The 21,325-nt window shown below is 67.6% G+C and carries 15 protein-coding genes and 1 tRNA gene; 5 read left to right on the forward strand and 11 right to left on the reverse strand.

The window, feature by feature from the left end:
* Nucleotides 1–177: 177 nt before the first annotated feature.
* The 5 genes from lon to mnmC form a co-directional block, all read right to left on the reverse strand.
* Nucleotides 178–2,592, reverse strand: a complete 2,415-nt coding sequence (gene lon, locus HTY53_RS06250) for an endopeptidase La (RefSeq protein ID WP_174105609.1) — start codon at nucleotides 2,590–2,592, stop codon at nucleotides 178–180.
* 241 nt (nucleotides 2,593–2,833) lie between these two features.
* Nucleotides 2,834–4,108 (reverse strand): ATP-dependent Clp protease ATP-binding subunit ClpX, encoded by a 1,275-nt coding sequence (gene clpX / locus HTY53_RS06255; RefSeq protein WP_174105610.1) that lies wholly within the window; start codon nucleotides 4,106–4,108, stop codon nucleotides 2,834–2,836.
* A 249-nt stretch (nucleotides 4,109–4,357) separates the two neighbouring features.
* On the reverse strand, nucleotides 4,358–5,008 hold the full coding sequence (gene clpP, locus HTY53_RS06260; RefSeq protein WP_006575957.1) for an ATP-dependent Clp endopeptidase proteolytic subunit ClpP: 651 nt from the start codon (nucleotides 5,006–5,008) through the stop codon (nucleotides 4,358–4,360).
* A 94-nt stretch (nucleotides 5,009–5,102) separates the two neighbouring features.
* Nucleotides 5,103–6,461, reverse strand: coding sequence for a trigger factor (gene tig, locus HTY53_RS06265; RefSeq protein ID WP_174105611.1), 1,359 nt, complete (start codon nucleotides 6,459–6,461; stop codon nucleotides 5,103–5,105).
* A 229-nt stretch (nucleotides 6,462–6,690) separates the two neighbouring features.
* The gene (mnmC, locus tag HTY53_RS06270; protein ID WP_174105612.1) at nucleotides 6,691–8,745 is read right to left on the reverse strand and encodes a bifunctional tRNA (5-methylaminomethyl-2-thiouridine)(34)-methyltransferase MnmD/FAD-dependent 5-carboxymethylaminomethyl-2-thiouridine(34) oxidoreductase MnmC; all 2,055 of its coding nucleotides are present in this window, start codon (nucleotides 8,743–8,745) and stop codon (nucleotides 6,691–6,693) included.
* 160 nt (nucleotides 8,746–8,905) lie between these two features.
* On the opposite strand from mnmC, the gene HTY53_RS06275 reads away from it, so the two are divergent.
* Nucleotides 8,906–9,763 (forward strand): 23S rRNA (adenine(2030)-N(6))-methyltransferase RlmJ, encoded by an 858-nt coding sequence (locus HTY53_RS06275; RefSeq protein WP_174105613.1) that lies wholly within the window; start codon nucleotides 8,906–8,908, stop codon nucleotides 9,761–9,763.
* Nucleotides 9,764–9,803: 40 nt separating this feature from the next.
* Here HTY53_RS06275 and HTY53_RS06280 read toward each other — a convergent pair whose 3' ends face one another.
* The 5 genes from HTY53_RS06280 to HTY53_RS06300 form a co-directional block, all read right to left on the reverse strand.
* Entirely contained in the window at nucleotides 9,804–10,277 is a 474-nt protein-coding gene (locus HTY53_RS06280) for an aminoacyl-tRNA deacylase (protein WP_174105614.1), read from the reverse strand.
* Between the two features lie 239 nt (nucleotides 10,278–10,516).
* The gene (locus HTY53_RS06285; RefSeq protein WP_174105615.1) at nucleotides 10,517–10,837 is read right to left on the reverse strand and encodes a PXPV repeat protein; all 321 of its coding nucleotides are present in this window, start codon (nucleotides 10,835–10,837) and stop codon (nucleotides 10,517–10,519) included.
* A gap of 188 nt (nucleotides 10,838–11,025) precedes the next feature.
* Nucleotides 11,026–11,112 (reverse strand) — tRNA-Leu (locus HTY53_RS06290).
* A 219-nt stretch (nucleotides 11,113–11,331) separates the two neighbouring features.
* Nucleotides 11,332–14,439, reverse strand: coding sequence for an efflux RND transporter permease subunit (locus HTY53_RS06295; protein ID WP_174105616.1), 3,108 nt, complete (start codon nucleotides 14,437–14,439; stop codon nucleotides 11,332–11,334).
* A 10-nt stretch (nucleotides 14,440–14,449) separates the two neighbouring features.
* Complete coding sequence (locus tag HTY53_RS06300; protein ID WP_174105617.1) at nucleotides 14,450–15,652, reverse strand: efflux RND transporter periplasmic adaptor subunit; 1,203 nt, start codon at nucleotides 15,650–15,652, stop codon at nucleotides 14,450–14,452.
* Nucleotides 15,653–16,061: 409 nt separating this feature from the next.
* Between HTY53_RS06300 and hpnC the strand changes: the two genes are divergently transcribed.
* From hpnC to HTY53_RS06320, 4 genes are all read left to right on the forward strand, one after another.
* Complete coding sequence (gene hpnC, locus HTY53_RS06305; RefSeq protein WP_438820931.1) at nucleotides 16,062–16,988, forward strand: squalene synthase HpnC; 927 nt, start codon at nucleotides 16,062–16,064, stop codon at nucleotides 16,986–16,988.
* A gap of 110 nt (nucleotides 16,989–17,098) precedes the next feature.
* Nucleotides 17,099–17,935, forward strand: coding sequence for a presqualene diphosphate synthase HpnD (gene hpnD, locus HTY53_RS06310; protein WP_174105618.1), 837 nt, complete (start codon nucleotides 17,099–17,101; stop codon nucleotides 17,933–17,935).
* Nucleotides 17,908–19,425, forward strand: a complete 1,518-nt coding sequence (gene hpnE, locus HTY53_RS06315; RefSeq protein ID WP_254599846.1) for a hydroxysqualene dehydroxylase HpnE — start codon at nucleotides 17,908–17,910, stop codon at nucleotides 19,423–19,425. The genes hpnD and hpnE overlap by 28 nt, the downstream gene beginning before the upstream one ends.
* A gap of 35 nt (nucleotides 19,426–19,460) precedes the next feature.
* Entirely contained in the window at nucleotides 19,461–20,723 is a 1,263-nt protein-coding gene (locus tag HTY53_RS06320) for a Zn-dependent hydrolase (RefSeq protein WP_174105871.1), read from the forward strand.
* A gap of 173 nt (nucleotides 20,724–20,896) precedes the next feature.
* On the opposite strand, the gene HTY53_RS06325 is transcribed toward HTY53_RS06320, so the two are convergent.
* Nucleotides 20,897–21,286 (reverse strand): hypothetical protein, encoded by a 390-nt coding sequence (locus HTY53_RS06325; protein WP_174105619.1) that lies wholly within the window; start codon nucleotides 21,284–21,286, stop codon nucleotides 20,897–20,899.
* Nucleotides 21,287–21,325 lie beyond the last annotated feature (39 nt).

The following is a 21,325-nucleotide window of genomic DNA, read 5'->3' on the forward strand; positions in this document are numbered from 1 at the left end:
GTATCAGCCGTCGACTGCCGTTTGCGCTGCGAGGCCGCAAGTGTAATACAGCGTGTTCGGCTTTGCCAAGCCGAACACCGGGCGCGCCGCAAAAAAAAACCGCAGGGCGAACCCTGCGGTTTTTGCGTCTTGCGGTGCCGGCGGGCGGGACGCCCGGCCGGCACACGATCGGCGCGCTCAGTGATGAATCATCTCGTGCGTGGCCGCCGCACCCTTGTCCTTGACTTCGGCAGGGCTGGCGACTTCTTCCGGCAGCGGCTCGGGCATCCGTTCGAGCGCCATTTCCAACACCTTGTCGATCCAGCGCACCGGAACGATCTCGATGTTGTTCTTGACGTTGTCCGGAATCTCGGCGAGGTCCTTGACGTTCTCCTCCGGAATCAGCGCCAGCTTGATGCCACCGCGGTGGGCGGCCAGCAGCTTCTCCTTCAGACCGCCGATCGGCAGCACTTCGCCGCGCAGCGTGATCTCGCCGGTCATCGCCACATCGGCGCGCACCGGGATACCGCTGAGCACCGACACCAGCGCCGTCGTCATCGCGATACCGGCGGACGGACCGTCCTTCGGCGTCGCGCCCTCGGGCACGTGAATGTGGATGTCGCGCTTCTCGAACATCTCGTCGGTGATGCCCAGCCGGCGGGCGCGCGAACGCACCACCGAACGCGCGGCCTCGACCGATTCCTTCATCACGTCGCCCAGCGAGCCGGTGCGGGTGATATTGCCCTTGCCCGGCATCAGCGCCGCCTCGATCGTCAGCAGATCGCCGCCGACCTCGGTCCACGCCAGACCGGTGACCTGGCCCACCTGGTTTTCCTTGCCGGCCAGGCCGAAGTCGTACTTGCGCACGCCGAGGAATTTATCCAGGTTGTCCGAATCGACCTTGACCGTGCCGCTCTCCTTCTTCAGCAGCAGCATCTTGACCACCTTGCGGGCGATCTTCGATACCTCGCGTTCGAGCGAGCGCACGCCGGCTTCCCGCGTGTAGTAGCGGATGATGTCGCGGATCGCCGCTTCGGTGACCTCGATCTCGCCCGGCTTCAGGCCGTTATTGCGAATCTGCTTCGGCAGCAGATAACGCTGGGTGATGTTGACCTTCTCTTCCTCCGTGTAGCCGGACAGCCGGATCACTTCCATCCGGTCGAGCAGCGGCGGCGGAATGTTCAGCGAGTTCGAGGTCGCCACGAACATCACGTCGGACAGGTCGAAGTCCACCTCGATGTAGTGGTCCTGGAACGTGTGGTTCTGTTCCGGGTCCAGCACCTCGAGCAGCGCCGACGACGGATCGCCGCGGAAATCCATGCCCATCTTGTCGATCTCGTCGAGCAGGAAGAGCGGATTGCGCACGCCGACCTTCGTCAGGCTCTGCAGGATCTTGCCGGGCATCGAACCGATATAGGTCCGGCGGTGACCGCGGATCTCGGCCTCGTCGCGCACGCCGCCCAGCGCCATGCGGACGAACTTGCGGTTGGTGGCCCGCGCCACCGACTGGCCCAGCGAGGTCTTGCCGACCCCGGGCGGGCCGACCAGGCACAGGATCGGCGCCTTGACCTTGTCGACGCGCTGCTGCACGGCGAGGTATTCCAGGATCCGTTCCTTGACCTTTTCGAGACCGTAGTGGTCTTCGTCCAGCACGCGCTCGGCGTTGGCCAGATCGTTATTGACCTTGCTCTTCTTGCGCCACGGCAGGTTGACCAGCGTGTCGATGTAGTTGCGCACGACGGTCGCCTCGGCCGACATCGGCGACATCAGCTTGAGCTTCTTGAACTCGGCCTCGGCCTTCTTCTTGGCCTCCTTCGGCATGCGGGCGGCCTTGATGCGCTTGTCGAGCTCCTCGAGATCGGCGCCCTCTTCGCCTTCGCCCAGTTCCTTCTGGATGGCCTTGACCTGCTCGTTCAGGTAGTACTCGCGCTGGCTCTTCTCCATCTGCCGCTTGACGCGGCCACGGATGCGCTTCTCGACCTGCAGGATGTCGATCTCGCCCTCGAGCTGCGACAGCAGGCTCTCCAGGCGTTCGGTCACGTTGACCATCTCCAGGATCTTCTGCTTCTGCTCGAGCTTGATCGGCAGATGCGCGGCGATGGTGTCGGCCAGGCGACCCGGCTCGTCGATGCCCGACAGCGAGGTCAGGATCTCCGGCGGGATCTTCTTGTTCAGCTTCACGTACTGGTCGAACTGCGACACGATCGCGCGGCGCAGGGCCTCGGTCTCGGCGCTTTCGCCCGGGCCCAGAGGTACCGGCACGGCCTCGCACATGAAATGCGAGTCGTCCTCGCTCACTTCGCGGATATTCGCGCGCTGCGTGCCTTCGACCAGCACCTTCACGGTGCCGTCCGGCAGCTTCAGCATCTGCAGGATATTGGCGATGCAGCCGACCTCGTACAGGTCTTCGGCGGTGGGCTCATCCTTCGCCGCCGTCTTCTGGGCCACGAGCATGATGCTCTTGCCCGACTCCATCGCAGTTTCCAGCGCCTTGATGGACTTCGGGCGACCCACGAACAGCGGGATCACCATGTGCGGAAACACCACCACGTCGCGCAGCGGCAACAATGGGAGGCGAATCGGCTCAGCCGGGAGGAGTTGTGTTCCAGACATCAGTTTCCCCAGTCAGTCATTTAAGGCGTAAATTGGGTCGCACGAACCGATTACAAGACAGCAATCACCGGTTCGCAGCATCAGTCAAATGACGGCCCCGACACTTGCGAATCCCGCGCAAACAGCATACCCGCGTTTCCTCCCGTTCGTTTGGCGAAATGAAGAAAAAAAGCCGCTCGCTTTTCGCGAACGGCCTGTCGGTTGGCTGCCGGCGCGGACGCGCCCTGCGCCGGCGTTCGCGTCAGTTGGAGCCAGCCACTTTGGGCTGGTCCTCGTACATCAGCAAGGGAGGTGCGTCGCCGGTAATCGTGCTTTCGTCGATCACGACTTTTTGCACGCCCTTGTAATTCGGCAGGTCGTACATGACATCCATCAGCGATTGTTCGAGAATCGAACGCAGGCCGCGCGCACCCGTCTTGCGCTTGATGGCCTTGCGGGCAATCGCGGACAGCGCTGCCGGCCGGATCTCCAGTTCGACGCCTTCCATCGCCAGCAGTTTCTGATATTGCTTGACCAGCGCGTTCTTCGGCTCGACCAGGATCTGCACCAGCGCGGCCTCGTCCAGCTTGGACAGCGTCGCGACGACCGGCAGGCGGCCGATCAGCTCGGGAATCAGGCCGAACTTGATCAGATCCTCGGGCTCCGTCTGCGGCAGCACCTCGCTGACATCGCGCTCTTCCTTGCTCTGGACCTGGGCACCGAAGCCGATGCCGGTCTTGTCCGAACGCTGCATGATCACCTTTTCCAGTCCATCGAAGGCACCGCCGCAGATGAACAGGATGTTGGTGGTATCGACCTGCAGGAAGTCCTGGTTCGGATGCTTGCGTCCGCCCTGGGGCGGCACCGAGGCCATCGTACCTTCGATCAGCTTCAGCAGCGCCTGCTGCACGCCCTCGCCCGAGACGTCACGGGTGATGGACGGGTTGTCCGACTTGCGCGAGATCTTGTCGATCTCGTCGATGTAGACAATGCCGCGCTGGGCCTTCTCGACCTCGTAATTGCAGTTCTGCAGCAGCTTCTGGATGATGTTCTCGACGTCCTCGCCGACATAGCCGGCTTCGGTCAGCGTGGTCGCATCGGCAATCACGAACGGGACGTTGAGCAGGCGGGCCAGCGTCTGCGCGAGCAGCGTCTTGCCGGAGCCGGTCGGGCCGATCAGCAGGATATTGCTCTTGGAAAGCTCGACATCGTCCTTCTTGCCAAGATGCTTGAGCCGCTTGTAGTGGTTGTAGACAGCCACGGCCAGAATCTTCTTGGCCTGCTCCTGGCCAATCACATACTGGTCCAGGCTTTCGCGGATCTCGTGCGGCGTCGGCAGATCCGACTTGGCCGCGGCCGGGGCGTCCTTGTCGGCGCCGGCGGCTTCATCGCGAATGATCTCGTTGCACAGGTCGATGCATTCGTCGCAGATGAACACCGACGGGCCGGCGATCAGCTTCTTGACCTCATGCTGGCTTTTGCCGCAGAAGGAGCAATACAGAAGCTTCTCGCTGGATGAACCTTTTTTGTCCGCCATAGGAATCGTCACATTAGCAGGGGCGCGCCAGGGCGCAGAAAGGACCTTGGCGATACGCGTCAAACGCATCATACGCCAAAACCTTTAGGGCAGCGGGCGGAACCCCCTGGGTGTGGGGGCAAACACCACAAACGAGGCGCAGGGCCTCGTTTTGTGGTGTAGGCTTGGCTGTTTGGGGCCGGATCGGGGTCCGGCTCGGGCCCGACTGGAGCCGCAACGCCGGAAACCGGCGCGCCGCGCGAGCGTGGCTCAACCGCGGCGGGCGATCACCTTGTCGATCAGGCCGTAGTCGACGGCCTGATCGCCGCTCATGAAATTGTCCCGGTCGGTATCGCGGGCAATCTTCTCGACCGGCTGACCCGTGACCTCGGCCAGGATCGAATTGAGCCGTTCGCGCAGATAGAGGATCTCGCGCGCCTGGATCTCGATGTCCGAGGCCTGGCCACGCGCGCCGCCCAGCGGCTGGTGGATCATGATCCGCGAGTTGGGCAGCGCCAGGCGCTTGCCCTTGGCGCCGGCGGCCAGCAGGAACGCGCCCATGCTGGCGGCCATGCCCATGCACAGCGTCGACACGTCCGGCTTGATGAACTGCATCGTGTCGTACACCGCCAGACCGGCCGAGACCGAACCGCCCGGCGAGTTGATGTAGAGGAAGACATCCTTGTCGGGATTCTCGCTCTCCAGAAACAGCAGCTGCGCGATCACCAGATTGGCGGTCTGGTCGTTGACTTCGCCCACCATGAACACCAGGCGCTCCTTCAGCAGGCGCGAGTAGATGTCATAGGCGCGCTCGCCCCGACCGGACTGCTCGACCACCATCGGCACCAGCCCGAGGCCCATGGTCTCGAGCGCCGAAGCTTGCGTGGTGGCGAGACGATCGAGCAAATCATTGCGGGTCATGCAGAGTTCTCCAGGAATTCGGTGGCAGGCCAGTGGCCTCGGCAAAAGGCAAACAAGCCGCCCGAAGGCGGCTTTGCCCTGAGGCGGCTATCGATCAGGCTTGCTGGCCGCCGTTGCCTTCGGCCGTCAGCTCCTCGAAGGACACCGACTTGTCGATGACCTTGGCCTTCTCGCACACGAAATTTACCACGTTGTTTTCGAGCACGTAGGCTTCCATTTCCGCCAGGCGCTGCTGGTCGCCGTAGTACCAGCGCATGACTTCCTTCGGATCCTCGTAGCTCTTGGCGAACTCTTCGATCTCGGCCTTGATCTGGTCGGCCTTGGCTTCCAGGCCGTTGGCCTTGACGATCTCGGCCAGGATCAGGCCCAGCTTGACGCGGCGCTCTGCCTGCTGCGCGAACATCTCCGGCGGAATCGGCATGTCCTTGGCGTTCGGCATGCCACGCTGCTCGAGGTCGCGGCGGGCCATCTGCACCAGGCGCTCCTGGTCCTGTTCGATCAGGGCCTTGGGCACGTCCAGCTCGCTGGCCTTCAGCAGCGCTTCCATGACCTGGTCCTTCAGCATCGCGTGCGTGCGGCGCTTGACCTCGCGTTCCAGGTTCTCGCGGATGTCGGCGCGCATCTTCTCGACGCTGCCGTCGGCGATGCCCAGCGACTTGGCGAAGTTGTCGTCGACCTCGGGCAGGTGAGCCCACTCGACCTGCTTCATCGTGATGGTGAATTCGGCGGTCTTGCCCGCAACTTCCTTGCCGTGATAGTCCTCGGGGAACGCCAGCGGGAAGGTCTTGCTCTCGCCGACCTTCAGGCCCAGCGCGGCCTGCTCGAACTCGGGCAGCATGCGGCCCTCGCCCAGCACGAAGACGAAGTCCTCGGCCTTGCCGCCGGCGAACTCGACGCCGTCGATCTTGCCGACGAAGTCGACCGTCACGCGGTCGCCGTTCTTCGCCGCCACTTCGCCGCCGCCATCGCCATGCTCGCCGGCTTCGCCGCGGGCATGGTAGTGGACGCGCTGCTTGCGCAGGATGTCGATGGTCTTGTCGATCTCGGCGTCGGTGATTTCGGTCTTGGTGCGGACCACTTCGGCGGCCGACAGGTCACCGATCTTGACTTCCGGGTAGACCTCGAAGGTAGCGTCGAATGCCACTTCGTCATCCGCCACACCTTCGGTCTTGATCTCGAACTTGGGCTGGCCGGCGACCTTGACGTCCTGCTGCTGGGTGATGTCGAAGAACTTGCGGGCGGCCTTGTCGAAGCGCACTTCGAACTCGACCTGCTGGCCGTACTGCTTCTCGACCATCTTCATCGGCACCTTGCCCGGGCGGAAGCCGGCCATCTTGACCGTCTTCGACAGGCGAACCAGGCGCTCCTGCTTCTCCTTCTCGACCTCGGCCTTGGGGATGGCCAGGGTCACCTTGCGGTCGAGTTTGCCGAGGTTTTCAATCACATTCGACATGGTCGTCAATCCAATCCAGAAATGTTGTTGTGTTCGTCAGCGCGTTCCGCTTGCGTGCCTGCGTGCAGGGTTTGCTCCCTCAGGCCGTCGAACGGTTCGCACGCACCAGCCACGCATGAGGCATGCGGACAAGCCGCCTGAGCCCCGATCGCGAACTCGCGCAAACAAACACACCGCGCAAACGGAAAACGGGGATTATCGCACGGTTTCGATCCGGTTCCGGCAGTTTTTACCCTGAGCGGGCCTGACTGGCCTGCTCGGCGCCCTGGCCTGCGGCCTCATCGCCGCCCTGCTCATCGACGTCCTGCTCCGCGCCGTCATGTTGCCCATGCCGCAACGCCCGCAGCAGCAGCCGCGCCGGATCCAGCGCGTCGGCCAGGTCGCTTTCCACCGGCAGCGGCTCGCCTTCGATGCGGCTGGCCAGCAGTTCGCCGGCCAGCGCCGCCCACGTCAGTCCCCGCGAGGCAAAGGCCAGCGCCACATACAGGCCGGGCAGCCGCGGTAGATGGCGCAGATGGGCGCCGCACAGCGACCCGGCCCGGCGCGCGCACTCGGCCTCGTCGGCTACCTGGCCGACCCACGGCAAGCGATTGTGCGAGACGCTGCGCACGCCGACATAGCCGCGCAGCGCAGCGGGATCCAGCCCGTCCACCGCCGCGGCCCTGTCCGGCAGCAGCATCTTGAGCCGGCGCAGATTGTCGGCATGAGTCTCGACGCGTTCGACCAGCGGCCCTTCGTCGGGCTCGTAGCTCGAGCCGATCCGGGCGCTGCCGTCAGCGTCGCGCGGCAGCAGATAGCCGCTGCCCGTCACCACGCAATCGGGCCACCGGCCCAATCGATCGGCATCGCCAGGCTCGAGCGTGGTCAGCTGCCCCCGCACGCGGCGGATCGGCAGATGGCGCAGCGGCAACAGGCCGCTCGCCTGGTGCGCATTGGCCAGCACCAGCACCGGCGCCTCGGCCACCGGCCGCCCAGCTTCATTGAAGACCTGCCAGCCGTCATCGGTCCGTTGCACGGAAGCGATGCGGCAGCCGAACCGCGTCTGCACAGACGCCCCCGCCATCGTCAGTTGGGCACGACAGACGTCGGGCGGCGCGACCCATCCCCCTTGCGGGAACCACAAGCCGCCGCGGCCCACCGTCGCGCCATGTTCGTCGGCGGCCTGCTGCGCCGACATCCACTGCACATACTGCTGCGGCAAGCCCAGTTCGGCCAGCGCGCGCTGCTGAAGTGCCGTGTCTTCGTCGTTTTGACCGACCTGCAGCACGCCGCAGCCATGCCAGCCGACCGCATGGCCGGCGTCGGCCAGCGCCTGCCAGGCGCGTAACGCGTAGAGATTGCCGGCGCGCGACAACCGCGACAGCACACTGTCGTCGGGCGACAGATGCGGATGCATGGCGGCGGCGCGATGCGACGAGGTCGCGCGGGCGGGGCCGTCGTGGGCGTCGATCAGCGTCACGCGCCAGCCGCGCGCCGCCAGCCGCTCGGTCACGGCGCAGCCGGCCAGCCCCGCGCCGATCACGATCGCGTGGCGCCGGGTCCAGGCGCCGGGCGCAGGCGGGGCATGACGGCGCCGCCGCTCGGCCGGCACGCGCGCGATCGTCATGTCGCGCTTGCTGCCGAAGCCGGGCGCCTTGCTGACGTCGAAGCCCGCCGCCTGCAGGCCGCGGCGCACGAAGCCCGCCGCCGTATAGGTGGCCAGGGTGGCACCGGGACGCGCCAGCCGGGCCAGTCCCTTCATCACCACCGGGTCCCACATGTCGGCATTGCGCGCCGGCGCGAAGCCGTCCAGATAGAACGCATCCGCGCCGACGGCCAGCCGCGGCAGCAGCGTCTGCACGTCGCCCAGCGCCAGCGTCAGCACGACCGCGCCGCCTTCGAAGGCGAGCCGATGCAGACCCGGCAGCGCCAGCGGCCATGCCGCCTGCAGCTGCTGCGCCAGCGGCGCGAGCGCGTCGAGCCCGGCATGCAATGCCGCCAGACCTTCGCGGGTAAACGGATGCTTCTCGATCGACACGAAATGCAGGCGCGCGCAGCGGCGCGGATCGTCGCGCCAGGCCTGCCACGTCGCCAGGAAATTGAGCCCCTGGCCGAAGCCCGTCTCGACGATGACGAACTGTTCGCGTCCGTGCCACGCCTGCGGCAGGCCATTGCCGCCAAGAAACACGTGCCGCGCCTGCGCCAGTCCGCCTTCGACGCTGTGATAGACGTCGTCATAGCGGGGCGAGTACGGCGTACCCTGGGCGGACAGGATGGGCTCGGCGGGATCGAGGGCGCGGGACATGGGGACGGAAAACCAGGCGGACCGTGGCTGGGCCAAAGGCGTCGCGGCACGGGACAAAACCGGCGCAACACGCTGCATGGCGGCCGCTGGATGACGGCCGCGGCTGCCGCGGAAGGCCGGCCGGATGGTAGCATGGCGCCCTGCTCCGCCCGCCCCTGCCATGCTCAGCTATCGCCACGCCTTCCACGCCGGCAATCACGCCGACGTTCTCAAGCACGCCATCGTCACCCACCTGCTCGAATACCTGACGCAGAAGGACAAGCCGTTCTGGTATATCGACACCCATGCGGGCGCGGGCCTCTACGCGCTGGACGAGGGCTATGCGACCAGAAAGTCCGAGTTCGAAACCGGCATCGCGCCGCTGTGGCGCGCCGCCGCGGATGGCCGCCAACTGCCTCCGCTGCTGCAGGAATACCTGGACCAGGTGCGCACGCTGAACCCCGATGGCCGTCTCAGGCACTATCCCGGCTCGCCCTGGCTGGCCTGGCAGATGCTGCGCGAAGCGGACCGGCTGCGGCTGTTCGAACTGCACAGCACCGAGATCCAGGTGCTGCGCGACAACTTCCGCGGCGCCGGGCGCCGCGTGATGCTGTACGACGGCGACGGCTTCGGCGGCATCAAGGCCATTCTGCCGCCGCCCCCGCGCCGCGCGCTGGTGCTGATCGATCCGTCGTACGAGGACAAGCAGGACTACGCCCGCACCGTGCAATGCCTGCGCGACGGGTTGCAGCGCTTTGCCACCGGCACCTATGCGGTCTGGTATCCGCAGGTGCAGCGGCGCGAGTCCACGCAACTGCCGGTGCAAATGAAGGCGCTGCCGTTCAAGAGCTGGCTGCATGCCACGCTGACGGTCAAGCACCCGGTGCCCGGCGGGCTCGGCCTGCATGGCAGCGGCATGTTCGTGGCGAATCCGCCGTGGACGTTGCGCGCAGCGCTGGAAGCGGCGCTGCCGGCGCTGGTCGAACTGCTTGGCCAGGACGCCGGCGCCAGCTTCACGCTGGAGGGCGTGCAGCCCTGAGCGCCGCGCCCGGCCGGGCCGCTTCTCCAGCGCTGGGCTGCTACATCATGCGCCGCGTGAACTGCCCACGCTCGGCGCCGGCCATCAGTTCGAGGAAGGCCTCCGTCGTCATGTGGATCAGCTCCTCATGGTCGCCGGCCTCGAAATAGACCTCGGGCTGGCCGAGCAGGCTCTCGTCGATATAGGTGCGCATGCCGTAGGCCATGCCGACCGGAGGAATCGCACCGAGCGCGCAATCCTTGAACACTTCGCGGACCTCGTCCTCGCTGGCCATCGTCAGCCGGCGGCCGGTGCGCTCGCACAGTTCGGACAGATCGAGCAGACGGGTGGACGGCATCACCGCCACCACATAGCCCGCCTCGTCCTCCAGCAGCACGGTCTTGACCAGACGATCGCCCGGCACATGCGCCGCCTGCGCGGTCGCCATGCTGCCGAGGGCATAGGGGTGGCGGATGATATCGAAATGGCTGTTCTTGCTGCTCAGGCAAGTCGCCAGGGTGGTTGCCAGTGCCATGATGGGTCCCCTCATCGAGATACAGGGATTGCGCGCACTGGCGTGGGGCGGAGGGCGCCCGGCCCGCTGATGGGTGCCGGTGCAACGCTGGTCTGCGGGTCTCTACTATAGGACGCGGCAACCCGGGCGGCGGCGGTCGCGCGGCCCGGGGCGGATGACGGCGAGAACGGCCGGAAGAGCGGTGTGGAGAACGGTACGAGGAACGGTGCGAAGGACGGCGCGGAAAACCGCGCCAGGAATCAGCGCGGGAAGGTCACGGTACCGTGGACGGTGACACCGGGCGGCACATAGACCGGGGCGGGCTCGACATACACCGGAGCCGGACCGTAATAGCCGTAGCGCGGACCCTTGCACTTGCGCTCTTCCTTGTAGTCGCCGTTGCCCTTGAACTTGCGTTCGACCTTGCAGTTGCCGTCCCAGTATTCCTCTTTGTAGTCGCCGCCATGGTGATGACCGCGCCATTTGCCATGGCCGCTTTCGTCCTTCCAGGGGTCGGCCTGGGCGGCCAGCGGCAAGGCCAGCAAGAGGGCAAGGCAGAGGGATTGAGCGGTTTGGGTCATGGTGGGGGTTCCGATTCGACGCGGGCGTCACACGCAGTGTTTCTGCGCAGTTCTTCTTGTCGGGAAGCTTAGCGCCGGCACCCGTCACAAGGGAGCCCAAAGGTGAAACGTTGGTAAGCAGATGTTTCGCCGATCACAATCGCCGCGGACCGCCAACGAGAGGCGATGACGAGACGATGAAGGCGTGGTGGTGCGAGGGAGGGGACTCGAACCCCTACACCATTGCTGGCGTCAGGACCTAAACCTGGTGCGTCTACCAATTTCGCCACCCTCGCGGTCCAAACGGTACCGCCCAGACGGGAGGCGCCGCGGTCTGCCCGGCATGGGGCCGAAAAAACAAAAAGAGGCGACCGGAACCGCATGCGCCCCCTGCTTCTTCGGCCGTCCCGCGGCGTTGCACCGCTGCCCGGCAAAGACCGCGGATTGTAGCGCATGGTTTGGCGCGAATCCAGCCCCCTCGATGGCCTTCGGATCGCGCCCCGACCGCCCCACGATCAAGCCATCACGCCAAGCCCCTCCTCCGGCCGCCGCACGCGGAACCAGGCGGCATACAGCGCCGGCAGGAACAGCAGCGTCAGCACCGTGGCGACGAGCAGCCCGCCCATGATCGCGACCGCCATCGGCCCCCAGAACACCGAGCGCGACAGCGGGATCATCGCCAGCACGGCAGCCGCCGCGGTCAGCATGATCGGCCGGAAGCGCCGTACCGCGGCCTCGACGATCGCGGTCCAGGCCGGCACGCCGGCTCGGATGTCCTGCTCGATCTGGTCGACCAGGATCACCGAGTTGCGGATGATCATGCCGACCAGCGCGGTGATGCCGAGCTGGGCGACGAAGCCCATCGGCGCCTGCAGCAGCAGCAGCGTCGCGGCGGCGCCGATCAGCCCGAGCGGGCCGGTCAGGAACACCATCACCGCGCGCGAGAAGCTGTGCAGCTGCAGCATCAGCAGCGTGAAGATCAGGAACACGCACAGCGGCAGCTGCGCGGCGATCGACGCACCAGCCTTGCCGCTCTCCTCCTCGGCCCCGGCCACCGTGATCAGGTAGCCGGCCGGCAGTTCGGCGCGCAGCTTGTCGAGCTCCGGATCGATCTGCGCCGTAACCGTCGGTCCCTGGATGCCGTCGACCACATCGGCCTGCACGGTCACGCCGAAATCGCGGTTTTCGCGCCAGACAATGCCGGGCTCGGAGCGGATGCCGATGCGGGCGACCTGCGTCAGCGGCACCGCGCGGCCGCTGCTGGTCGGCACCTGGACGTTGTGCAGATCGGCCAGCGCCTCGCGTTCGTCCCGGGCCGAGCGCATCACGATGTCGATCAGCTTGTCGCCGTCGCGATACTGCCCGACGGGCGCGCCGGTCAGCACGGTCTGCGTGACGCGGGCGATCGCATTGGTGGTCACGCCCAGCGCGCGCGCCTTTTCCTGGTCGATGTCCAGGCGCAGCACCTTGACGTTCTCGTTCCAGTTGTCGTTGACGCCCACCGTATTCGGATTCGCGCTCATGATGGCCTTGACCTGATCGGCGATACGCCGCACCCCCGCGGCCTCGGGCCCGATCACGCGGAACTGCACCGGATAGGCGACCGGTGGCCCGTTCGGCAGCAGCTTGACGCGGCCGCGCAGCTGCGGGAAGTCGCTGGCCAGAAGCGCGATGATCCGCTGGCGCAGCCGCTCGCGCACCTCGACATCGACCGGCAGCACGATCAGCTGGACCACATTGCTCTGCGGGAAAATCTGATCCAGCGGCAGATAGAAGCGCGGCGCGCCGGTGCCGACGAAGGTCGTGATGCTGCCGACATCGGCATCGCCGCGCAGCGCCGCCTCGAAGCGTTTTGCCTCGGCCTCGCTCTGCGCGAAGCTGGCGCCCTCGGGCAGCCACATCTCGACCATCAGCTCTGGGCGGCTCGAATCGGGGAAGAACTGCTTCTCGACGAACTGGAAGGCGAAGATGCCGAGCGCGAACGTCGCCAGCGTGATCGCGATCACGGTCTTGCGCCAGTCGACGCACCAGTCGACCGCGCGGCGGAAGCGCGCGTAGAACGGCGTGTCGAACACCTCGTGGTGCCCGCCCTCGCTGGGCTTGACCTTCAGCAGCAGATAGCCCAGATACGGCGTGAAGTAGACCGCCGCCAGCCACGACAGCACCAGCGCGAGCGCCGTCACCGCGAAGATCGCAAACGTGTATTCGCCGACCGTCGATCGCGCCAGCCCCACCGGCAGAAAGCCGGCGGCGGTGATCAAGGTGCCGGTCAGCATCGGCATCGCGGTCGAGGTATAGGCGAAGGTCGCGGCCTCCATCTTGGAGAAGCCCTCCTCCAGCTTGCGCACCATCATCTCGACCGCGATGATCGCGTCGTCGACCAGCAGGCCAAGCGCGATGATCAGCGCGCCGAGCGACACCTTGTGCAGGCCGATGTTGAACACGTTCATGAACAGGAAGGTCACCGCCAGCACAAGCGGGATCGTCAGCGCCACCACCAGGCCGGGGCGCACGTCGAGCCGCAGCGGTTTCGTATGCAGGCCCAGCGAAATGAAGCTGACCGCCAGCACGATCACCACCGCTTCGATCAGCACGCGCACGAACTCGCCGACCGAGCGCTTGACCGCCTCGGGCTGGTCCTGCACCTGCTCCATCTCGATGCCGACCGGCAGCTGCTTGCGCAGCTTGTCCGCTTCCGCCCGCAGCGACTCGCCCAGTGCGATGATGTCGCCGCCCTTCTCCATCGAGATGCCCAGGCCGATCACGTCCTTGCCGTTGAAGCGCATGCGCGGCGCCGGCGGATCGACATAGCCGCGATAGACGCGCGCGATATCGCCGAGCCGGATATTGGCCGCGCCGTTGGGGCCGCGCAGCACCATATTGCGCAGATCGCCGACGTCGGCGAACTGCCCCGACACGCGCACCTGCACGTTGTCGCTCGGCGTCACCAGCACGCCGCTGGCGGTCAGGTTGTTCTGCTCGGCGATCTGGTCGGCGATCGCGTTCAGATCGAGCCCGAGCTGCGCGAAGCGGGTCTGGTTGAACTCGATATAGATCTTCTCGTCCTGCAGGCCGATCAGCGAGACCTTGGCGACCGACGGCACACGCAGCAGCTGCTGGCGCACCAGATCGGCATATTCGCGCAGTTCCTTGTAGGTGAAGCCGTCGGCGGACAGCGCGTAGATGGTGCCGTAGACATCGCCGAACTCGTCGTTGAAGAATGGTCCGCGCACGCCGGCCGGCAGCGTGCCGGCGATATCGCCGATCTTCTTGCGCACCGTGTACCAGATCTGCGCGGTCTCCCTGGCCGGCGCATCGTCGCGCAGCTGGAAGATCACCGTGGTCTCGCCCGGCTTGGAGAAGCTGCGGATCTTGTCCGCGTACGGCACCTCCTGCAGCTGGCGCTCGAGCTTGTCGGTGACCTGCACCGCGATCTGCTCGGCGGTGGCGCCAGGCCAGAAGGCCTGCACCACCATCACGCGGAAGGTGAACGGCGGGTCCTCGTCCTGGCCCAGCTGAAAATACGACATCAGGCCCGCCAGCAGGAACACCACCAGCAGATAGCGGGTCAGCGCCTGGTGTTCGAGGGCCCAGCGCGACAGATTGAATCGGGAATGCTCCATCGCCGCGCCCTTAGCTGCGCGCGCCCGGCGCGCTGGCCGGGGCCGGGCTCGGACCGGCGGACGCAGCCCCCGGCGCGGACGCCGGCGCCAAGGTCTGCAGCGGCCGCACCTTCTGCCCCGGCTTGAGCAGATGGACGCCGGCGGTGACGATCGTCTGGCCCGGACGCAAGCCGCTGCTGACCTCGATCTCGTTGCCGATCGGCTGACCGAGCGTAACGGCAACCGGCTGCACCGTGCCCGCCGCGCCGTCGTAGACCCAGACCTGGTTGGTGCCCTGCTGCTGCAGCAGCGCAGTCAGCGGCACGCGCACCGCGGGTGAAGCGCCGGTCCGCACGAAAGTCACCATCGCCGTCATGCCGAACTTCAGATCGGCCGGCGGATTCGGCACCGTGATGCGCGCCGCATAGGTGCGCGTGATCGGGTCCGCCGCCGCGGCGATTTCGCGCACGCGGCCCGGCAGGATGCGGTCGGGCTCGGCCCAGGTGCGCACGCTGACGTCGCGGATCTGGCGCAGCCAATCGACCTGATCCTCGGGCAGGCCGATCGCGACCTCCTTCTCGGCGGTCTGCGCGACCCGCACCACCGACTGCCCGGCGCTGATCACCTGCCCGACTTCGGCATCGATCGCGGTGACCACGCCGTCGGCGTCGGCCGCCAGCACGGTATAGCCGGTCTGGTTGGTCTGCTCGCGCAGCGCCGCCTCGGCCTGGCGCAGCCGCGCGGCGGCCGCTTCGTAGCTGGCCTGGCGCCGGTTCTGCTCGGCGGCGCTGATAAACCCCTTGGCGAACAGATCGTTGTAGCGCTTCAGATCGGCGGCCGCCAGATCGCGGTCGGTGCGCGCCGCCTCGTACTGCGCGCGCGAGCCCTGCTCGGCCAGATTCAGATCGGTCGGATCCAACCGGGCCAGCGGCTGCCCGCGCCGCACCGTGGCGCCCACGTCCACCAGCCGCGCGGCGATCTTGCCGCCGACGCGGAAACCGAGCCGGGATTCGACCCGCGGCCGCACGTCGCCGGAAAACTCGTAGACAGACTGCCCGGTGGCGGACTGCAGCTGCAGCAGACGCACCGGCCGAACCTCCGGCGCGCGCTCGGGCTCGCGCGAGCAACCGCTCAACACCAGCAGGGCAAACAGCAACACCGCGCCGACGGTCGACGGCAAGGGCTTGAAAGCGTTGACGGCCGCGACTTCCGGCCCGGGACAAGGCACTGGCATGGATGGCGATAAGACGGGTGCAACGGCATGACGAGAGGCGACGTGCGCCCGGCATGGCCGGACTGGCGGCCAGCTGCTACGCTGCCGCGCGACACGACGATGGCGCCGTCCGAGGGACGGCGGGTCCGGCAGTAAATAACCGGCCGGTCAGCAATATATCCAGCCGTTCGGGGTGCGTCAAACGCGACGCGACGAACCACCCCATTTGAGGGGTAAAACCGCCGATTTAGGCGCGAATTGGCGTGCGATGCGTGCCGACATGCCCCCAATCGGTAGGGTGGAAGCGGCTCCAAAGCAGCTCCCGCGCAGCTCCAAGGCAGCTCCAAGGCAACTCCAAGGCAGCTCCAAAGCAGCTCCAAAGCGGCCCCGGCGGTCCGCGCGGCGAGCCGGTGGTTACAATGCTGCCGCCATGTCCGAGCCCGATGCGTCCTCCGCCGATACGATGCCAACGCCGCCCACTCCCGCCGCCGAGCAAGGCTTCGCCATCGACCACTACGAGAACTTCCCGGTCGCCAGCGTGCTGCTGCCGCGCCGGCTGCGCCGGCCGGTGGCGGTGATCTACCGTTTCGCCCGCACCGCCGACGATCTCGCCGACGAGGGCGATGCCACGCCGGACGAGCGGCTGGCTGCGCTCGGGGCGCTCGCCGATGCGCTCGACCGCATCGAGGCCGGCACCGATCCCGGCACGCCGATGATGCGCGCGCTGGCCGCGGTCATCGCCGAATACCAGTTGCCTTTGACGCTGTTCCACGACCTGCTCGATGCCTTCCGCCAGGACGTGACCGTGCACCGCCATGCCGACTGGGACAGCCTGCTCGACTATTCGCGCCGCTCCGCCAATCCGGTCGGCCGGCTGATGCTGCATCTGTACGGCGCGGCCACGCCGGACCGCTTCGCCCGGTCCGACGCGATCTGCACCGGCCTGCAGCTGGTCAACTTCTGGCAGGACGTTGCCATCGACTTCGCGCGCGGCCGCGTCTACCTGCCGGCCGACGCGATGGCGCGCCATGGCGTCGACGACAACACGCTGGCCGAGGGCCGCTGCGACGTGCGCTGGCTGGCGCTGATGGACGAGCTGAAAATCCGCACGGAGGCGATGCTACAATCCGGCGCTTCGCTCGCGCTGGACCTGCCGCGCACGGTGGACTGGCGCATCGGCTGGGAGTTGCGGCTGGTGGTGCAAGGCGGCCTGCGTGTGCTGGAACGCCTCGAGGCCGTCGGCTACGATGTCTTCCGGCGCCGCCCGACGCTCGGGCCTGCCGACTGGCTGCTGTTGGCATGGCGAGCGGCAGCGCGCTACCGGGCCGGCGCCGCGGCGAGCAAATCAGTGCATTGAGCCCCAGATCGAGTCCCACATCGAGCCCCAGATCGAAGCCCGTCATGGCCCGACATTGGGGCCCGACATTGGGACCCGACATTGAGCCCCCTAGCGAGCCCGAGACCGGCGTGACGCCCGACCAGTATTGTCAAGACAAGGCCGCCCAGAGCGGCTCCAGCTTCTACTACAGCTTCCTGTTCCTGCCGCCGGAACGGCGGCGCGCCATCACCGCGCTCTATGCCTGGTGCCGCGAAGTCGATGACGTCGTCGACGAGACCCAGGATCTGACCGTCGCCCAGCAGCAGCTGGCCTGGTGGCACGGCGAGCTGAACCGCCTGTTCGCCGGCGAGCCGACCCATCCGACCACACTCGCGCTGCAGCCGCATCTGGCCGCCTGCGGGCTGACGCAGCCGATGCTGGCCGAGGTGCTGGAAGGCATGGAGATGGACCTGATGCAGACGCGCTATCTGGACGAGGCCGGCCTCGACCGCTATTGCCACTGCGTGGCCGGCGTGGTCGGCACCATGAGCGCGCGCATCTTCGGCTACCGCGACCCGCGCACGCTCGAGTTCGCCGAGAAGCTCGGGCGCTCGCTGCAGCTGGTCAATATCATCCGCGACGTCGGCGAGGACGCGCGGCGCGGCCGCATCTATCTGCCGGTCAATGTGCTGCAGCGCTTCGAGGTGCCGGCCGCCGACATCATGCAGGGCCGCCATTCGCCGCGCTTCGTCGCGCTGATGGAATATCACGCCGAACGCGCGCGCGGCTTCTACCGCGAGGCATTGGCGCTGCTGCCCGATGCCGATCGCCGCGCGCAGCGCGCCGGCCTGCTGATGGGCGCGATCTATCACGCCCTGCTCGACGAAATCGAGGCCAGCGGCTTCCAGGTATTGAACCAGCGCATCTCGCTGACACCCATGCGCAAGCTGTGGATCGCATGGAAGACGTGGATACGCAACCGCTGAACGCCGCGATGGCCGACCGCGCCGCCGCGCCCTGCACGGCGTCGCCGCGAGCCGGCGGCGCGGTCGACGCGGTGGGCGTCATTGGCGGCGGCTGGGCCGGCATGGCCGCAGCGCTCGAACTGGCGCAGGCCGGCCGCACGGTCCATGTGTTCGAAGCCGCGCCGGTGCTCGGCGGCCGCGCGCGCCGCGTGGCGCGGCGCCATCCGCAGGTCGCCGGCGAACTCGACAACGGCCAGCATCTTCTGCTCGGCGCCTATCGCCATACCATCGCACTGATGCGCCGCGCCGGCGTCGATCCCGATGCCGCGCTGCTGCGGCTGCCGCTGCAGATGGCCTATGCCGACGGCTGGCGTCTGCAGGCGCCGCGCCTGCCCGCACCGTGGCATCTCGTCGGCATGGGCCTGACCGCGCGTGGCCTTCACTGGCGCGAGCGCAAGGCGTTGGCAGGGGTACTGTCGCAGCTGCGCGCCGGCAACGATGAAGGCGACATCGACGAAGACGGCATGGCTGGCCAGACCGTTGCCGCCTGGCTCGGACAGATGCCGCCGACGCTGCAGCAGCGGCTGTGGTTTCCGCTGTGCGTGGCGGCGCTGAACACGCCGGCCGAACAGGCCGATGCCCGTGTGTTTCGCCGCGTGCTGCGCGACAGCCTGCTGGCGGCGCGCAGCGACAGCGACATGCTGGTGCCGCGCTGGGACCTGAGCCGGCTGTTTCCCGAGGCCGCCGCGCAGGCGATCGTTGCCGCCGGCGGCACGGTCCGCACCGGCGCCGCGGTGCAGGCGATCGCCGAGAGCCCGCACGGCTGGCTTCTGCGGACAGGTGCGAGCGAGCAGCAGGTGTCGCAGCTCGTCATTGCCACCGCGCCGCGGCAGGCGGCGCGCCTGCTGGCGCAGATCCGGCATCGCTCGCATGAAGGCGCGCTGCAGGCGGCCGCGGCCACGCTGCACGCCTTCGACCACGCGCCGATCGTTACGCTGTATCTGAACGTCGGTGCGCTGCGCCTGCCGCGCCCGTTCCTGGCGCTCGATGCCAGCGCCGCCGCGCCGGGGCAATTCGTCTTCGATCGCGCCGCACTGTCCACCGATCCCGATGCGCCGGCCGACGCGGGCCGCGACAATGTCTGGTCAGTGGTCATCAGCGCGGCCGACGATGCCGCCGCGCTGCCGCAGGGCGAACTGGCGCGGCGCGTGCGCGCGCAGCTCGCCACCCAGCTGGCGCCCTTGCTTCCCGATGCCGCGCGCCTGGCCGAGGCGCGCGGCGAGTTCGTGATCGCCGAACGCCTTGCCACGTTCCGCTGCGTGCCGGGGCTTGCGCGTCCCGGCAACGATATCGGCGTGCCGCGGCTGGCGCTGGCCGGCGACTATACCGACGCGCCGGCCGACAACCGGTATGGCCCCTACCCGGCCACCATCGAAGCGGCGACCCGCAGCGGCTCGGCGGCCGCGGCGCTGCTGCAACGCGAACACGTGCGGTCCGCCGCGACGGCATGACTTTCCTTCCCATCGACGTACCGAAGAGCCAGCACATGCATTCCCCCTCTCCTTCCCTGGGCCAGTCCATTCTCGATGCCGCGGACGCGCTGGCGCGCTTCTCCGATATGGAAGGCGGCCTGACCTGCGCCTATCTGACGCCGGCGCATCGCGCCGCCGCGGCGATGCTGGCCGAGCGCATGCGCGCAGCCGGCATGCAGGTGCGCGTCGATGCGATCGGCAACGTGATCGGCCGCTACGAGGCCGACCCGTCGGCCGGTCCCGACGCGAAAGTGCTGATGACCGGCTCGCATTTCGACACGGTGCGCAACGGCGGACGCTATGACGGACGCCTGGGCATCCTGCTGCCGATCGCGGTGGTCGGCGCACTGAACGAGGCCGGCATCCGGCTGCCCTATCACTTCGACGTGGTGGGCTTCGCCGAGGAGGAAGGTCTGCGCTTCAAGACCAGCTTCCTGGCCAGCAGCGTGCTCGCCGGACGCTTCGATCCGGCCCTGCTGGCGCGTGCCGACGCCGACGGCATCACGCTGGCGCAGGCGCTGGCCGACTCCGACCTGCCGGGGCGCGGCGATGTCGAAGCGTTGCGCGCGGCCGCGGTCGATCCGTCGACGCTGCTGGGCTTCGTCGAAGTGCATATCGAACAGGGACCGGTGCTGCTGCACCATGACCTGCCGCTGGGCATCGTCACGCAGATCGCCGGCAGCAGCCGCTTCCAGGTGCGCGTCGAAGGGCTGGCCAGCCATGCCGGCACCACGCCGATGACGATGCGCAAGGATGCCGCCGCCGCGGCAGCCGAGATGGTGCTGCTGGTCGAATCGCGCTGCGGTCAGGCGCCGACGCTGGTCGGCACGGTCGGCCAGTTGCAGGTGCCGAACGGCTCCAGCAACGTGATTCCGGCCGCGTGCCACTTCTCGATGGATATCCGCGCCGGCGAGGACGCGGTGCGCGAGGCCGCAATCGCCGATATCGTCGCCGGCATCGAGGCGATCGCCGCGCGACGCGGCGTGCGTGCCGAAGTGGAACGGGTGCCGCCGGTCAACAACGCGCCGTGTGCGCCATGGCTGCGCGCGCAGCTGGCGGCGGTGCTGAACAAGCGCGGGCTGCAGGCCTTCGAGCTGCCCTCCGGGGCAGGACACGACGCGATGATGATGCAGCGGATCACCGATGTGGCGATGCTGTTCGTCCGCTGCGGCAACGGCGGCATCAGCCACAATCCGCTGGAGACGATTACCGCCGAGGACGCGCAGCTGGCGGCGGAGGTATTTGTCGATTTTCTGCGGCATTTCCAGCCGCGATGAGCGGTGCCGCCGCTCCGCTCGCCCGCTTGCGGGGCCGGTGATCTCCTCTCTCGCTTGCGGGCCTGGTGACTCCCCCTGGTGACTCCCCCTGGTGACTCCCCCTGGTGACTCGCTTCTCTCGCACGCGGGACGGGGGAGAGCAACCCGGGACACCGCCATCGCGACGGCGTCTCCTAGTTGCCGTGGTACATCTCCCTGCCGATGTCGTAAAGGCTTTGCCGAAGCTTGCGCCGTTCGTCGGCAGACAGCTTGCCGCCGCGGCCCTGCCGCTCGCCGGCCTCGCGCTCGGCGCGCTGGCGGTTGGCGCGCCCACGGCTTTCGCGCGGCGATGGGCGTTCGCGGTCCTGCCGGGCATGGCCTGAATGCCCCGGATAGCCCTCCGCGCCCCGGCCCGGATGGCGCCCGTGTCCCTGCAGCAGCGCGCCGAGTCCCGGCGACTGCGCGGACGCGCTCGCGGCATGAAGCAGCATCGACGGCAGCAGCAGCGCAAGCAGGGCTCCGGCGACACGGCGTCGGGCGCCGGAGGCGCGGCGCGGTTCGGACCGGGTGGATTTCGCTTTCATTGATAATGGCGGTCTGGGACTTGCCCGGCTCGGGCTTGC

The organism is Cupriavidus gilardii (genome assembly GCF_013314895.1).
Taxonomy (GTDB): domain Bacteria; phylum Pseudomonadota; class Gammaproteobacteria; order Burkholderiales; family Burkholderiaceae; genus Cupriavidus; species Cupriavidus gilardii_C.